Genomic DNA, 16,159 nt, shown 5'->3' on the forward strand with positions numbered 1-16,159 from the left:
GGGAGCTTGACTGCGACACCGACGGGTGGAGCAGGTACGAAAGTAGGACTTAGTGATCCGGTGGCATAAAGTGGGATTGCCATCGCTCAACGGATAAAAGCTACCCTGGGGATAACAGGCTTATCACTCCCAAGAGTTCACATCGACGGAGTGGTTTGGCACCTCGATGTCGGCTCATCGCATCCTGGGGCTGTAGCAGGTCCCAAGGGTTGGGCTGTTCGCCCATTAAAGCGGTACGCGAGCTGGGTTCAGAACGTCGTGAGACAGTTCGGTCCCTATCCGGCGTGGGCGTAAGATATTTGAGAGGAGCCGTCCTTAGTACGAGAGGACCGGGACGGACTGACCGCTGGTGTACCTGTTGGAGAGTAACTCCATGGCAGGGTAGCTATGTCGGGACGGGATAAACGCTGAAGGCATCTAAGCGTGAAGCCCCCCTCAAGATGGGATATCTCATGTGAAAACAGTAAGACCCCTTGAAGACTACGAGGTAGATAGGGCCAAGATGTAAGTACAGTAATGTATTAAGTTGATGGTTACTAATAGGTCGAGGGTTTAACCAAGAAGGATAGAAATTTATAATACTCGGAATTTGGTAGGCAGTTTTGAAGGTATATGCGCGAGTGGCTCAGTTGGTGGAGTACGACCTTGCCAAGGTCGGGGTCGCGGGTTCGAGTCCCGTCTCGCGCTCTGAAAGAAGTCTTGTTTAAGGCTTCTTTTTTATTTTGTATATGGTAGCTACTGAAAGATTTGCTACCCTTTTGAAAAATGGAATACATGAATATGTATAAAAATGCATACATTATATATAATAGGATATTTTTCTTGACAATATAATATTAGGTGCTATACTTAAATAGTAATGATTCTTATTTTTAGAAAGGGATATACATGAAGGATCTAAAATACAGTAGACAAAGGGAGGCTATCTTGGACAATTTGAAGTCTAGAGTCGATCATCCTACAGCTGATATGCTCTTTCAGTCACTACGAAAAGATGATCCTAAGATTAGCTTAGGTACTGTTTATCGAAATCTTGGCTTGCTCGCCGAGCTTGGTCGTATAAACAAGATTTCCGCTCAAAACGGAATCGAAAGGTATGATTATAATACCGATGAACATTATCATTTTTCATGTAAGGCATGTTCAAAGCTCATTGACTTGCCGGCCGATATCGCAAAAGATTTAAATGACAAGGCAGTGCATGATGATATTGGAGTGGTAGAAAATCATTCACTTATTTTTTATGGCTATTGTAGGGAATGCTATCAAAAAATGATTTATATGGATTCAAAAAAGGCTGTTTAGCCTTTGAATCTTTTAAGTCGGCATTTCATATCAATATAGTAATTTTGATATTTATTAGGAGGAAATTTTTATGTCAAAGTACGCAGGAACAAAAACAGAGAAGAACTTAATGGATGCATTTGCAGGTGAGTCACAGGCTAGAAATAAGTATACATATTACGCTTCAGTAGCTAAGAAGGCAGGATATGAGCAGATGGCAGCTCTTTACCTTGAGACAGCAGAGCAGGAGAAAGAGCATGCAAAGATGTGGTTTAAGGAGTTCCACGGAATCGGAACACCTGAGGAGAACCTTGTAGATGCGGCAGCAGGTGAGAACTTTGAGTGGACAGATATGTATGCTCGTATGGCAAGAGAAGCAAGAGAAGAAGGATTTGAGGCTCTTGCAAAGAAGTTTGAGCTTGTAGCAAAGGTTGAGGCAAGCCACGAGAAGAGATATCTTCAGCTTCTTGAGCATTTAAAGAATGATGGAACTTTCAAGGGAGACGCTCCTCTTGGATGGAAGTGCCGTAACTGTGGATATATCCATGAGGGTGCTGATGCTCCTACAGTATGTCCATGTTGTGCTCATCCACAGGCATACTTTGAGAGAATGACTGTAAACTATTAATATTTAGATTTACTAAACATCTTCACAATAGTGTAAAATCTTAAATTAGGTATATACTCCCCGACAGCTCAATCGGGGAGCTTTTTAATATTTGCTGCAGCTATAGTCAAATGCAGTGAAGATGTGATATAATAATATCTATTGTTTTATGAAAGAAAGCAAGCAAGGTAAAATTGCTGTTATTAAAACGAAATAAAATATTTTGGAGGTCAACATGGCAGAAGAGACAATGAAGGATTTTGAGAAGGAGCTTGAAGAATCATATAAAACTATGGATACAAAAGAAGATCCGGATGCAGGAAAGTGGGATGTCTTTGAAAAGATGTTAGCGGAGAAGACAGTTGCAAAGGTTAAGATTACAGAGGTTGTTAAGGGTGGATGTATCGCATTCTTAGAGGAAGTAAGAGCATTTATTCCTGCAAGTCAGTTATCAACACAGTATGTAGAGAACCTTGATGAGTTCCTCGGTAAGAGCCTTGAGGTTGTTGTAATTACATCAGAGCCTGCTAAGAAGAAACTTGTTCTCAGTCACAGAGCAATTGAGAAAGAAGAGGCTAAGAAGGAGAGACAGGCTAAGCTTGACAGCGTTAAGGTTGGCGATGTTCTTGAGGGTAAGGTTGATTCAATCAAGGATTACGGCGCTTTCATCGATCTTGGAGACGGAATCTCAGGATTGCTTCATGTATCACAGATTTCAAATCAGAGAGTAAAGAACCCTGCTGCAGTACTAAAAGAGGGTGAGACTGTAAAGGTTAAAGTAACAGGTATTAAAGATGGAAAGATTTCACTTTCAAAGAAAGCACTTGAGGAGAATGTAGAGCCGAAGGATCCTTCAAAGGGCTTTAAATATGTAGAAAAGGGAGTTGCATCTACATCTTTAGCAGGATTATTAAAGGATATTAAATTAGACTAAAGGAGTGTTCGTATGGCAGAAAGTAAAGCAAAAGCTCTGCAAAAAGAACTTTCATTTGAATATCCTCATATAGCAAAAGAATCTCCTGAGCAAATTTCAAAAGCTCAGGAGTTTGCTGAAGGATATAAGAAATTTTTAGACAAGTCAAAGACCGAGAGAGAAGTGGTAAAAGAAGCTGTCAGCTTACTTGAGGCAAACGGATATACAGTTTTTGACCCTAAAAAGAGCTATAAAGCCGGGGATAAGGTATATAAAGTAAACAGAAAAAAAGCAATACTTGCATCTACAATAGGTAGTGAGCCTATCACTGAAGGTTTAAGGATTAACGGAGCACATATAGATTCTCCAAGACTTGATCTCAGACCTAATCCGCTCTATGAAAAGAGTGAGATATCATATTTTAAGACTCATTACTATGGTGGAATAAGAAAGTATCAGTGGGCAACCATACCGCTTTCAATGCATGGTGTTATATTTAGAAAAGACGGCAGTTTTGTTGAGATAAATCTTGGTGAAAAAGAAGAGGATCCGGTATTTTATATAAGTGATCTGCTTCCTCATCTTTCAAGCAAACAAGATCAAAGAAAACTGTCGGAAGGTATCAAAGGTGAGGAATTAAATATTTTCCTTGGAACATTGCCGTTTGATGATACCGATGATGTAAAAGAGGCTGTAAAGCTTAAGACACTTGAAATATTAAATAATATGTATGGTGTTACAGAGAGAGATTTTGCAAGAGCGGAGATAGAGTTTGTCCCTGCAACAAAGGCAAGAGATATAGGTCTTGATCGTTCACTTGTAGGAGGATACGGTCATGATGACAGAGTCTGTGCTTATCCTGCGCTTATAGCGGAGATTGAAGCAAAGAATCCGAAGTATACAACACTTACAATACTTGCAGACAAAGAGGAGATCGGTTCAACAGGAAATACAGGACTTCATTCTCACTTTGTGTATGATTATATTGAGTATTTGTCACAGATCTTCGGTGCTGATGTAAAAGAAGTATGTGAAAAATCATCATGCCTTTCATCAGATGTAAATGCCGCATTTGATCCTACTTTTCCTGATGTGTTTGAGCCTAACAACTCATCATATCTGAACAGAGGTTGTGTACTTACAAAGTATACAGGTTCAAGAGGAAAGTATTCTTCATCAGATGCAAGTGCAGAGTTTATGAATAAAGTTATATCAATAATGGAAGAAAACAATGTACATTGGCAGATAGGAGAATTGGGCGCCCTTGACGTTGGTGGTGGCGGTACCATTGCTCAGTATGTCGCAATGATGAATATAGATGTAGTAGATTTGGGAGTTCCCGTAATCTCTATGCATTCACCATATGAGGTGATATCAAAATTAGATTTATATAATACATATCTTGCATTTAAGGCATTTTATTTATAATGTCAGGTGCAAGGTGAGAGGTTTTTATTTATGAAATTAAAAAAGTTAGCTTTGATAGGAATGGTTGTTGTAGCTACAATGAGTGCATGTGGTATACAAAAAAAAGATGCTACTGAGACTCAGACAACAGCAGAGGGAGAATCAAAGGCAAATGCAGATGTGAAAAGACCAAGTGATTACGGTACAGCCGAGCTTGGAAAGTATGTCGGTGTGGAAATACCTAATATCGATACAAGTGTAAGTGATCAGGATGTGGAAGCACAGATAAATACTGAATTAACGCAAGATCCTGACGTGGTTGAAGTAACAGACAGAGCCGTACAGGAAGGCGATACTGTAAATATAGACTACACCGGAACAAAGGACGGAGTTGCTTTTGACGGAGGATCTGCAACAGGTTATAATTTAGTAATCGGAAGCAACAGCTTTATCGAAGGATTTGAGGCGGGGCTTATAGGTCACAGCATCGGAGAAGATGTAAAACTTGATCTTACATTCCCTAAGGATTATAATAACGCCGATTTAGCCGGAGCCGCAGTGGTATTTGACGTAAAGATAAATTCAATATCGGTTTCATCTCCTGCAACTCTTACAGATGAGTGGGTAAATAAGCATACAAACGGTGAGCAGAAAATAGTAGACGAGTTTAAAGCTGCCGTAAAGGCAAATCTTGAGGAACAAAGAAGTAAGAGCGCAAAGTCACAGGATCAGTACAATGCGATTGCTGCCGTAATTGCAGACTCAAAATTCGAAATGAAGGATGAAGCTATTGATTTTGAATATAACAATATCTACAAGCCTATCGATAATATGATTACACAGTACGGTATGGATCTTGATCAGTATGCTTCAGCTTACGGTATGAGTGCGGATGAACTCAAAACACAGATCAGAAATCAGGCTGAAAGCTATGTTAAGCAGGTTATTGTTACAAGAGAAATCTATAAGAAAGAGAAAATGTCTCTTACAGATGAGGATTACCAGGTAGTTGTAGATTTAAACGGCGGCTCTTTGACAAAAGACGAGCTTATACAGCAGTATGGTAAAGATGAGGTTGAAGAAACAGCCAAGACATATAAAGTTGTAAACTTTATCCTGGACAATGCCAAGAGAACAGATGTTACAGTAAACATCAACGGTGAGACTATGGGCAGTGAAGAGGGCGCAAGTGCTGAAGGTGCAAGTGAAGAGACTACAGCTGAGGGCGAAAGCAAAGCTTCCGAGAGTGCAGCTGCTGAAGGCAGTGAGGCGGCACAATAATGAAAGCACTATTCTTTGATATAGATGGTACTTTAATTGACAATGATACCAAACAGGTGCCGAAATCCGCATTAAAGGCTATAGAAGAAGCGAGAGCTGCCGGACATTTGACATTTATAAATACCGGAAGAGTAGAATGTATAATAGGAAATATTAAAAACAGATTTAATATGGACGGTTATATTTGTGGATGTGGAACACAGATAGTTGTTGGAGACAAGACCATCTTTGAGAAGAGGATAGATCATAACAGAGGCATTGAAATAAAAAAGCTGTTAAAGAAATTTAATGTTGAAGGTATGCTTGAGGCGAGGCAGGGAATTTATTTTCCTGCCAAACCTTTTGTATATCCTGAGATTACAGAGAATATATTTGATGCGATATGTTACACTATAGAACCGTCTGTGGGAGAATTTGAAAAAGATGATTATGACTTTGATAAATTCTGTATTATAGACGATCCGAGATTTTCAAGGAGTGATCTGAAATCATTTTTTGCTGAATGCGATGATTTTGATATAATAGATCGAGGTGCAGGATTTTATGAATGTGTACCATATCCTTGTTCAAAGGGAAAAGCTGTACTTCAAGTGCTGGATTACTACAATATAGCATTGGAAGATGCTTATGTATTTGGGGATAGTATGAATGATTTGCCGATGTTTACATGCGGAGCCGGGAACAGAATACTTCTTGGAGAGCATGATACCGCATTGGAAGAATATGCTACATACTTTGCAAAAAAAGTATCAGAAGATGGGATATATTTATCAATGAAAGAGCTTGAACTTATATAGTAACTTTTATTGACATTAGTATTTGGAGAGATTATGTTTTTCAAAGATGTTTGGAAAGATGTACAGGCTGTAAAGGACAGGGATCCGGCGGCCAGAAGTGCGTTTGAAGTTTTGTTTTTATATCAAGGTATTCATGCATTAATAATGCATAGAATCGCACATTGGTTTTATAAAAAGCACATGTTTTTTATCGCCAGATGGATATCACAGATCTCAAGATTTTTTACTATGATAGAGATACATCCGGGGGCTGAAATAGGCAGCGGAGTTCTTATTGATCATGGTGCAGGAATTGTAATCGGAGAAACAGCGGTAGTTGGCGACAACTGTACATTATATCAAGGAGTGACTCTGGGAGGTGTAGGAACCGCCAAGGGGAAAAGACACCCTACACTTGGAAAGAATGTAATGGTCGGTGCCGGTGCAAAAATACTGGGATCATTTGAGGTTGGAGACAATGCATCTATAGGAGCGAATTCAGTTTTATTAAAACCTCTTGAAAGTGATTCCACAGCAGTGGGTATTCCTGCAAAGCCTGTAAGATTAAACGGTCAGGTTGTTGAAAAGAAGCATAAACTGGCACAGGTAAATGCAGATATTTCAAAGCTTGCTGAGACCATAGATATAATGAATGAGAGAATAAAAAAAATGGAAGAACTGCTGAATCAAAACGGTATTGATACAAGCTGTCTTGAAGACGGTAGAGATACCACAGAGTTTGCCGATTGGGTAATCTAATGAAAGCAGAATTAAATACAGTAAGCAGACGATTGGGAGTCGGTTATTCGACTTTCGATTTGTCTGCTTTTTTAGAAGAAAAAGCATTTGTATATCTTTTGCGCTGCAATGATAACAGTTTATATTGCGGATGGACATCCGATATACCAAAAAGAATCAAGGCTCACAATGCCGGAAAAGGTGCTAAATATACCAGAGCAAAATTGCCCGTGGAATTGGTATATTTTGAGGTATATGCAGATAAAGTAGCGGCAATGCAAAGAGAATATGAAATAAAACAGTTAACGAAGCTTGAAAAGGAAATGTTGATAGATGAATCTGAAGATATTATATGAAGATAAAGACGTAATAGTGACAGTCAAGCCAAGGGGAATATCAAGTCAATCAAGTAACAGTTTTGAAGAGGATATGGTCAGTCTGTTAAAAAAGCATATGGGAAAAGACGCCTATGTAGGAGTGATACACAGGTTAGATAAGCCGGTATACGGAATAATGGTATACGGTAAGAATAAAAAAGCCACAGAAATCCTCAGCAATGAACTTAGAAAAAAGAATATAGAAAAGACTTACGAAGCTTTGGTGGACGGCTTTCCTGAAAGTGATGAAGGAGAGCTTATAGACTTTATAAAGAAACTTGATAACAATGTAAGTAAGGTTGTTGAAAAGAGTACTAGAGGAGCTAAAGAAGCGGTATTAAAGTATAAAGTACTGGAGTCATATAAGAAGGACGACAGATATATTACAAGACTTAGAATAAATCTTATAACAGGAAGACATCATCAGATAAGGCTCCAATGTGCAAGTCACGGTTTCCCTCTGTATGGGGATCATAAGTATAATAAAAGACTTGCAAATGTTAAGCTGGATGAGGACAAAGTACTCTCTCTGGCGGCTGTAAACTTAAGCTTTAAGCACCCTAAAACAGGTATGGAATTAAATTATAAAATTAATGCAGATTTTTGAAAAAAAGTATTGACAAAGAACATATAAAATGATAAAGTTAGGGAGTACTAACCAAGGGAAATAAATTTTCTTTAAGAATAAAGAAAACGGAGGTAGGTATGCCCGTTGATATAGTAAAAAGGCTTGCATCGAATGGAGATGACAGTGTGGAGCTGAGACTCATCATTCAAAATGCGGCGGTATTGAAGGGGAAAAGAATTTCCGGAATGCTCTTTTTAAATGACAAAGAGTTGGCCATAATAAGTGAGAAACTAAGAAAAACAAGTATCAGCTTGATGATTCTTTGCACTTGTAAGAAGAGACATTTGGTTTTGATATACAGAGCGAAGGAACTTGAAGAGTATCTTAAAAGATCAGAGGTTAGTGACTATTTAAGAGAGTTTGGATATAGGAGAGATGATTTCATATCAAATCTTATCAGACTACATCAGAGGATGAACGGTTTTTATAACAAAATTGAAGAGTTTCCTCATGAGGTAGGAGTATTTTTGGGATATCCTATATGTGATATAAAGGGCTTCCTTGAAAATAAAGGGGAGAGATATTTGCATAGCGGATATTGGAAAATATATGGCAATCTGGAAGAGACCAGAGAAAAGTTTTTAAGCTATGATAAGGCTAGAGAGATTGCTATTGACGAGTTCTTAGCCGGAAACAGGCTTGAGAATATAGCTTGTTGATAATGGTTTATATGCCTATAAAAATATTCTTTTAAGGAGTAAAAATATGGAAAAAGCAATTATTGTTTATTGGAGTTCAACAGGAAACACAGAAGCTATGGCAAATGTGATAGCTGAAGGAGTAAAGGCAGCAGGCGGAACACCTGAGCTTGTATTTGTAGACAGTGTTAATGTAGATGAATTACTTGCACAGCCTGCATTTGCTATCGGATGTCCTGCAATGGGAGCTGAGGAGCTTGATGAGTCAGTTGATAGCTTTGTATCAGAGATAGAAGGTAAGGTGTCAGGTAAAAACATTCTTTTATTCGGTTCATACGACTGGGGCGATGGAGAGTGGATGAGATTATGGGTTGAGCGCATGCAAAATGCCGGAGCAAATATTATCGGTGGAGAAGGCATTATAGCAAACCTTGAGCCTGATGATGATGCAAAAGCTGCATTGGAAGCGGCAGGAAAGCAGTTAGCTGCATTTTAATTTTTTTGGTCTTACATTAGGACAACCTAATTTAAGATATGACAGTGAAAGCTGTCATAATATATAGTGTAGTGGTGAAAGTCATTACACAAACAATATGGTGGTGAGAACTATCATATACTATCAAGTAAGACTTGAGCAACCTTATTTGATAATATACAGTGTTACACATATTGAAATTTCCTCTTACTTAAAAGACAGGCCTTGAGCAAGCCTGTCTTTTTCTTTGGTAAAATATATAGTAGTATAAATTTATTGCCTTCAATTAAAGTGTTTTCGCTTGACATAAACGGTATGTCATAGTATAATCTCACGGAACTAGTTAGATTAAGTATTGAATTCGCCACATACGCCGGTATAGTGGTTTTTTTCTAATCTTAAAGTTTGATTGAAGTTGAAGTTTTGGCTTCAAAAATGAAAAATTAAGGACGGTTTTACTTAGTAAGAGTGAAATAGAAGTCAAAATGGAGGAAATATGGCAGAAAAAAAGCATATATTAACTTATGAGGGACTTAAGAACTTAGAGGATGAGTTACAGGATTTAAAGGTAAATAAGAGAAAAGAAATTGCTGAAAAGATAAAAGAGGCAAGAGAACAGGGCGATCTCTCAGAGAATGCAGAATACGATGCCGCAAAAGATGAGCAAAGAGATATAGAGGCCAGAATAGAGCAACTTGAGAATCTTTTAAAGAATGCGGAAGTTGTTGTGGAAGATGAAGTTGATCTGGATACAATCGGTATCGGATGTATGGTAAAGATTCTTGATAAAGAATTTGATGATGAACTTGATTTTAAGATTGTAGGTTCTACAGAGGCCGATTCACTTGCCGGTAAGATAAGCAACGAGTCACCGCTCGGTAAAGCATTACTCGGTAAAAAAATCGGAGAAACAGCAGTTGTAGAAACACAGGCAGGTGTTTCGGAATATATGGTATTAGGAATACAAAGAGTATCTTAAGGAGGAAATATGGCAAATAGCAATGAACCAATGACAACAGAGGACCTGAATCATATTTTAAAGGCAAGAAGAGACAAACTTGCAGAGTTACAGGCGGCAAACAACGACCCTTTCTTTATCACAAAGTATGATGTAGAAAAGCATAGTGCAGATATAAAGGACAACTTTGAGGAATTAGACGGAAAAAGTGTCAAGATTGCAGGTAGACTTATGTCAAAGCGTGTCATGGGTAAGGCGTCATTTTGTCATGTACAGGATTTAAAGGGAAGAATACAGGCATATGTAGCAAGAGACTCTGTAGGAGAGGACGAATACAAGGCATTCAAGAAGCTTGATATCGGTGATATCGTAGGTGTTACAGGTGAAGTTTTCAAGACACAGACAGGTGAGATAAGCTTGCACGCTACAAAGGTAGAGTTGCTTTCAAAGAGCTTAAAGCCTCTTCCTGAGAAATTCCACGGACTTACAGATACAGATACAAGATATCGTCAAAGATATGTAGATCTTATAATGAATGAGGATGTAAAAGACACATTTATAAAGAGATCAAAAATCATAACAGAGATCAGAAAGTTCCTTGACGGTCAGGGATTCATTGAAGTTGAGACACCTATGCTTGTAAGCAATGCAGGTGGTGCTGCCGCAAGACCTTTCAATACACATTTCAATGCGTTGAATGAAGATGTAAAGCTTCGTATTTCACTTGAGCTTTACCTTAAGAGACTTATTGTCGGTGGACTTGAGAGAGTATATGAGATAGGTAGAGTATTCAGAAACGAGGGTGTTGATACAAGACATAATCCTGAGTTTACACTTATGGAGCTTTACCAGGCATATACAGATTATCACGGTATGATGGATCTTACTGAAAATATGTTCAGATACCTTGCAGAAAAAGTTTGCGGTACTACTACAATACCTTATGCCGAGGCAATGATTGACCTTGGAAAGCCTTTTGAAAGAATTACAATGGTTGAGGCTATAAAGAAGTACTCAGGAATTGATTTTGACAGTATAGAGACAACAGAGGAAGCAAAGGCACTTGCAAAGGAAAAAGGCATTGAGTTTGAAGAGCGTCACTCAAGAGGCGATATCATCAATCTCTTCTTTGAGGAGTTTGTAGAGGAGAAACTTATACAGCCTACATTTGTAATGGATCATCCTATAGAGGTGTCACCACTTACAAAGAAAAAGCCAAGCGATCCGAGATATGTAGAAAGATTTGAGCTCTTTATTTACGGTAGAGAGATGGCAAATGCGTACTCTGAGCTTAACGATCCGATCGACCAAAGAGAGAGATTCCAGGCACAGGAAGAAGCATTTGCAGCAGGAGATGAGGAAGCAAATCATACAGATGAAGACTTCTTAAATGCTCTTGAGATAGGTATGCCGCCTACAGGAGGTATCGGATACGGTATCGACAGACTTGTAATGTTGCTTACAAACTCACCTGCTATCAGAGATGTATTGCTCTTCCCAACAATGAAGAGCCTTGACAAGCCGGCTAATGCAGGAAATGAAGAGTCTGCGGATTCGAATACAGGCTTCTTTACACCTAATGAGAAGATAGATTTCTCAAATGTAAAGATTGAGCCGCTATTTGAAGAGAGTGTAGACTTTGAGACATTTTCAAAATCAGACTTCAGAGCGGTAAAGGTAAAGAACTGTGTTGCAGTTCCAAAGAGCAAGAAGCTTTTACAGTTCACTCTTGATGACGGATCAGGCAAGGACAGAACAATTCTTTCAGGCATCCATGAGTTCTATGAGCCTGAGGAGCTTGTCGGAAAGACACTTATAGCTATAACAAACCTTCCGCCAAGAGCAATGATGGGAATTGAATCATGCGGTATGCTCTTGAGCGCTGTAAATGAGCTTAAAGATGGCGAGGGCGAAGAGCTTCACCTTATAATGGTAGATAATCATATACCGGCAGGAGCTAAGCTGTACTAATTAAAGAAAACATGATTAAATAAAAATGTATAAATGAAGCGGATGGGAGGATACTTCCATCCTTTTTTTAGTGTGATTTTATAATTATATGTTTAGTCAAGTCGTATATATTATCGGTAGAAACGGGATATGGCTTCTATCATTATAAAATTAAGAGATAGCATCATTTGATAAAAAATCTCGACTGAGTATTATGCGTGTGTTAAACTAAAAATACTAAAAGTAGAAAAAATAACTTTTTGGGATAGTATGGTGAAGTTTATGTGGCAGAAAGTAAAAGTAAAAAAGAAGTATACTCTTAGAAAAGAAATGACAAGTCTCATGTTACGAACATCCGCATGTACTCTGTTATCAGCTGTACTTGCTATTCTTTATGTGTTCTTTTCATTCTTTTTTCAAAAAACGCAAGAAGACATAGAGTACGTTTTAAAAAGTACAACTCAACAGTATCAGTCTCACATGCAGTTTATAGCAGATGGAGCAATATCTATTCGACATAACATATTACTGGATGATTTCTTTGAAAATAATGGATTTGATAGAAAAGTGGTAGAAGAACAACTTTCGTACAGTATGGAGTTATTTGCAGATAGAAATAGAGTAAATCAACAACTTCCTTTTGTTACAAGTTTATATTTGTTTAATAATAATGATCAATGTATTAATGAGCATTATTATGCCACAACACTGGCTTTTGAAATGGAAGAAGAAAACAAATACCGAAGTATGCAAAGATGGTTTAAAGCAGATGGCAATAGATATGCTTCGGTAACAGATAAAGAGAATCTGAATGTACTTTTTAGAATTTATGATGACGAAATGGAAGAAAAAGGAATCGGTATAGCTCAAATTAGTTTGGAAGCAATAGATGCTGTATTTGAAAATGTAAATAATTATAAAGCCGGTTCATGGATGCTTTTATCAGGCAATGATTTTCTGCTTTTTCCGGAGGAAAAAGCAGAAAGAATGTATAAACTAAGTAAAACAGAAGCAGTTTGGTCGGGAAGGCGAAATATTGGGGGAGAGAAAGTTATAGGATATGCGGATGTCTGCGGTTTTGACATTCGATTAATTACAACGGTAGATCAAAGTAATATTTTTTCAATACTTCGTCCTACATTGATTATTTTTTTGATCGGATTGGGAATAGTTCTGGCACTTACATTTATTGTGGCATATGGAGTCAGTTATCGATTTACGAAGCCTGTCACAAAAATGATTTCAAGTATACAGGCATTTGGTAAGCAGGAACTTAATGCAAGAATAGAGGATTCATCTATTCAGGAATTTCATGATATAGGAACTGTGTTTAATGAGATGGCAGACAGGATAGAATATTTGATTACAGAAGTATATGAAAAGCAATTAATAGCAACCCAATCCAAAGTGAAATATCTTCAATCACAGATAAATCCGCATTTTCAATTTAACATATTGGCAATGCTTAGTCTTAAGGCAAAGATGGCGGGAAATGAGGAGCTGTATCAAAGTTTGAATGCCTTTTCAAAGCTAATGCAAGGGAAGATCTTTCGTGAAAAAGAAATAAAGATCAAAGTAAAAGAGGAATTAGATATTGTTAAATTTTATCTTCTTTTACAGAAAGAAAGGTATCAGGAAAAGTTGTCTTATGATATATATGTGGAAGATGACAGAATATATGAAGATATGATTCCAAGATTGTTGATAGAACCACTGGTTGAGAATGCGGTATCTCATGGCTTAGAGCCACAAAAAGAAAAGGGCAGTATCGTTGTTAGACTATATGAAGAATTTATAGAAAAAGAAAATAGAAGTTCAATGCTTCATATTTGTGTAGAAGATAATGGAGTGGGAATGGGAGAAAAGGAAATTGAAGTAAATACTCAGGATGAACCATATAAATTGGAGCATACACATACGGGATTTGAGAACGCAAAAAGAATGCTTCAGATATTGTATGGGGATAATTATGAATTCAAAATATGGAGTGAAAAAGGCAAGGGAACTAAGATTGAAATTATAATTCCGGTAGAAAGAGGCATAAATTATGTGGAAAGTAGTAGCGGCAGATGATGAAGCATACATTAGAGAAGCGCTGAAAAAATTAATAAATTGGGAAAAAATGAATTGTGTTCTGATAGATGTTGTTGATGACGGGCAAGAGTTAATAAATAAAATAGAAGAGGAAGAACCGGATATTGTAATTACCGATATTCAAATGCCTGAAGTAAATGGTATGGATGTATGTAAATATTTATATGAAATATATCCGGAAACTCAAGTCATTATCCTGACTGCATATTCGGATTTTTCATATGCAAAAACTGCAATTAAATATAGTATATGTGATTATGTTTTAAAGGTTTCCATCATGGATGAACTACCGGATGCAATTGAAAAAGCTATAGGAAATCTAAATCAGTTGAAAAGAGAGATAGAAAAAAATGAAAAAGACCTATTAGAGCAGCTATCATTAATACAACAGATAGATCATTATATAGAACAGAATTATAAAAAAAAATTATCACTGGATGATATTGCAGAGGACTTACATATTAACAGCAGTTACTTGAGTAGAGTATATAAGTTGAAGAAGGGAAAAAACCTATTTGATACAATTCTTAATCTACGTATAGAAGCGGCAAAAGATTATTTGATAAATACAGATAAGAGAACTTATGAAATCTCAGAATTGGTGGGTGTAGAAGATGCCAGCTATTTTTCAAAAATGTTTAAAAAAATCACAGGGCTGTCACCAAAAGAATACAGAAGGCAGGAAGGAAATGAAGAATAAGGTAAAAAAGCTTCTTTTATTAATGTGGATACTGCTAATCTGTTGCATATTAAGCAGTTGTGAAAAAGAGAAGAAAAAAGTAACAATCACTGTAATACATTCATGGGGTGGAACAGAAACTGATCATGTTGCAATGAGACAAATATATGAACAGTTTCAAAATGAGAATCCGGATATTAACCTTAGATTGATTTCTATGCCGACAAGAAATGAAACATTACGCAAAGTTGAGGATATGATTATGGTGGGAGATACTCCGGATATAATTGCCTTTAGCGGTATGGGAGAAAACAGCATATATAATTTTATGGTCGAAAATAATATGGCATTGGATATTCAACCATATTTAGAAGAAGATTTGGAATTTGACAGAGATGTTTCTGAAACAAATAAAAAATATTGGACAACGGGAGCGGGTGATCTTTATACGGTAGTTGATGTACTTTCTTTGAGCGGTGGATATTGGTACAATGAAGAAATTCTAGAAAAAGCCGGAATTAAGCAACTACCTGAGACATGGAATGAATTTATTGATATGTGCGATAGAATCAATGAATGGTCGAAAGAAGAGAGTACTGAAGTAAAGCCGTTAAGGCCGTCTGCAGAAGGTTATCTATACTTTATGGATCATATGTTATTTAGTGAGAAGGATTCCGTAAGTGAAATTAGTGATGAGAATTTTGTAGACACCTTAAAAAAGATGGAAAGTATTTATCATTTTTCAAAATTTGAAAATACATCGTATAGCTATAGAGATGAGACAAGACTTTTTAATGAAGGTAGACTTGCTATTTATGTGAATGGTGTATGGGGAGCACCTATGATTTCAGAAAAAATACATGCAAAATATGCATTATTACCCACTAACGACGGGATATCTATGTCCTGTGAATCGGCAAGTTTGGGGTATGTGCTGGGAAAGAGTGGCAGTAAAGAGCGAGAGGATGCTTCTGTAAGGTTTTTGAAATATATTCTCAGTAAAAAAGTACAGACACAGATATTGGAACGAACAGAGCAATTTCCGGCGAATCCAAATATTTCTTTGGAAAAGTATAAGAATGAAAAAAATCGAATGTATCAGGCAGCAACATTGGTGCTGGATGCAGAAAGAAAAATTGAGATACCTGATAATGTTTGGTCGGCATCACAAAAAGAATATTTTACAGATAATATTTTTAAAGTGTTGACGAATGAGATGGATAAGCAGGAGTTGGTGGATAATATAGATAAAAGAATTAGATGATTAAAAGAACATGTAAAATATTGCTGTCAAAGTAAATATTTTACATGTTCTTTTTGTTTATATGTAAATATAATACACGATTAAGTAAAT

General features: G+C 37.1%; 16 protein-coding genes, 1 tRNA gene and 1 rRNA gene. All 18 read left to right on the forward strand.

Annotated elements, in window-relative coordinates:
* Window positions 1–560: ribosomal RNA gene (locus HMPREF1140_RS01440) — 23S ribosomal RNA — on the forward strand; the annotation flags it as partial.
* Window positions 561–614: 54 nt separating this feature from the next.
* A tRNA-Gly gene (locus HMPREF1140_RS01445) sits at window positions 615–687 on the forward strand.
* A gap of 201 nt (window positions 688–888) precedes the next feature.
* Window positions 889–1,305 carry a Fur family transcriptional regulator gene (locus tag HMPREF1140_RS01450; RefSeq protein ID WP_035619693.1) on the forward strand — a complete coding sequence of 139 codons (417 nt, stop codon included), beginning with the start codon at window positions 889–891 and terminating at the stop codon, window positions 1,303–1,305.
* A gap of 70 nt (window positions 1,306–1,375) precedes the next feature.
* Window positions 1,376–1,912, forward strand: a complete 537-nt coding sequence (gene rbr / locus HMPREF1140_RS01455) for a rubrerythrin (protein WP_009219421.1) — start codon at window positions 1,376–1,378, stop codon at window positions 1,910–1,912.
* Between the two features lie 214 nt (window positions 1,913–2,126).
* Complete coding sequence (locus HMPREF1140_RS01460; RefSeq protein ID WP_009662151.1) at window positions 2,127–2,825, forward strand: S1 RNA-binding domain-containing protein; 699 nt, start codon at window positions 2,127–2,129, stop codon at window positions 2,823–2,825.
* A gap of 12 nt (window positions 2,826–2,837) precedes the next feature.
* Window positions 2,838–4,232, forward strand: coding sequence for an aminopeptidase (locus HMPREF1140_RS01465; RefSeq protein WP_009662150.1), 1,395 nt, complete (start codon window positions 2,838–2,840; stop codon window positions 4,230–4,232).
* 30 nt (window positions 4,233–4,262) lie between these two features.
* Window positions 4,263–5,492 (forward strand): trigger factor, encoded by a 1,230-nt coding sequence (gene tig, locus HMPREF1140_RS01470; RefSeq protein WP_009662179.1) that lies wholly within the window; start codon window positions 4,263–4,265, stop codon window positions 5,490–5,492.
* Window positions 5,492–6,289 (forward strand): HAD family hydrolase, encoded by a 798-nt coding sequence (locus tag HMPREF1140_RS01475; RefSeq protein WP_009662181.1) that lies wholly within the window; start codon window positions 5,492–5,494, stop codon window positions 6,287–6,289. Before tig ends, HMPREF1140_RS01475 begins: the two co-directional genes overlap by 1 nt.
* A 33-nt stretch (window positions 6,290–6,322) precedes the next feature.
* Window positions 6,323–7,027, forward strand: a complete 705-nt coding sequence (cysE, locus tag HMPREF1140_RS01480; RefSeq protein WP_009662196.1) for a serine O-acetyltransferase — start codon at window positions 6,323–6,325, stop codon at window positions 7,025–7,027.
* Window positions 7,027–7,362: a GIY-YIG nuclease family protein gene (locus tag HMPREF1140_RS01485; protein WP_083846499.1), complete on the forward strand. Its 336-nt coding sequence runs from the start codon at window positions 7,027–7,029 to the stop codon at window positions 7,360–7,362. The genes cysE and HMPREF1140_RS01485 overlap by 1 nt, the downstream gene beginning before the upstream one ends.
* The gene (locus HMPREF1140_RS01490; protein WP_009662166.1) at window positions 7,340–7,990 is read left to right on the forward strand and encodes an RluA family pseudouridine synthase; all 651 of its coding nucleotides are present in this window, start codon (window positions 7,340–7,342) and stop codon (window positions 7,988–7,990) included. Before HMPREF1140_RS01485 ends, HMPREF1140_RS01490 begins: the two co-directional genes overlap by 23 nt.
* 98 nt (window positions 7,991–8,088) lie before the next feature.
* Window positions 8,089–8,670: a DUF3793 family protein gene (locus HMPREF1140_RS01495; protein WP_009662199.1), complete on the forward strand. Its 582-nt coding sequence runs from the start codon at window positions 8,089–8,091 to the stop codon at window positions 8,668–8,670.
* Window positions 8,671–8,716: 46 nt separating this feature from the next.
* Window positions 8,717–9,145 carry a flavodoxin gene (locus HMPREF1140_RS01500; protein ID WP_009662157.1) on the forward strand — a complete coding sequence of 143 codons (429 nt, stop codon included), beginning with the start codon at window positions 8,717–8,719 and terminating at the stop codon, window positions 9,143–9,145.
* Between the two features lie 475 nt (window positions 9,146–9,620).
* The gene (greA, locus tag HMPREF1140_RS01505; RefSeq protein ID WP_007594083.1) at window positions 9,621–10,103 is read left to right on the forward strand and encodes a transcription elongation factor GreA; all 483 of its coding nucleotides are present in this window, start codon (window positions 9,621–9,623) and stop codon (window positions 10,101–10,103) included.
* 9 nt (window positions 10,104–10,112) lie between these two features.
* Entirely contained in the window at window positions 10,113–12,053 is a 1,941-nt protein-coding gene (gene lysS / locus HMPREF1140_RS01510; RefSeq protein WP_009662198.1) for a lysine--tRNA ligase, read from the forward strand.
* A gap of 261 nt (window positions 12,054–12,314) precedes the next feature.
* Entirely contained in the window at window positions 12,315–14,105 is a 1,791-nt protein-coding gene (locus HMPREF1140_RS01515) for a sensor histidine kinase (protein ID WP_035619697.1), read from the forward strand.
* Window positions 14,080–14,826 (forward strand): response regulator transcription factor, encoded by a 747-nt coding sequence (locus tag HMPREF1140_RS01520; RefSeq protein ID WP_009662189.1) that lies wholly within the window; start codon window positions 14,080–14,082, stop codon window positions 14,824–14,826. Before HMPREF1140_RS01515 ends, HMPREF1140_RS01520 begins: the two co-directional genes overlap by 26 nt.
* Window positions 14,816–16,069 (forward strand): extracellular solute-binding protein, encoded by a 1,254-nt coding sequence (locus tag HMPREF1140_RS01525; protein WP_009662186.1) that lies wholly within the window; start codon window positions 14,816–14,818, stop codon window positions 16,067–16,069. The genes HMPREF1140_RS01520 and HMPREF1140_RS01525 overlap by 11 nt, the downstream gene beginning before the upstream one ends.
* Window positions 16,070–16,159 lie beyond the last annotated feature (90 nt).

This window comes from Lachnoanaerobaculum sp. ICM7 (genome assembly GCF_000287675.1).
Lineage (GTDB): Bacteria > Bacillota > Clostridia > Lachnospirales > Lachnospiraceae > Lachnoanaerobaculum.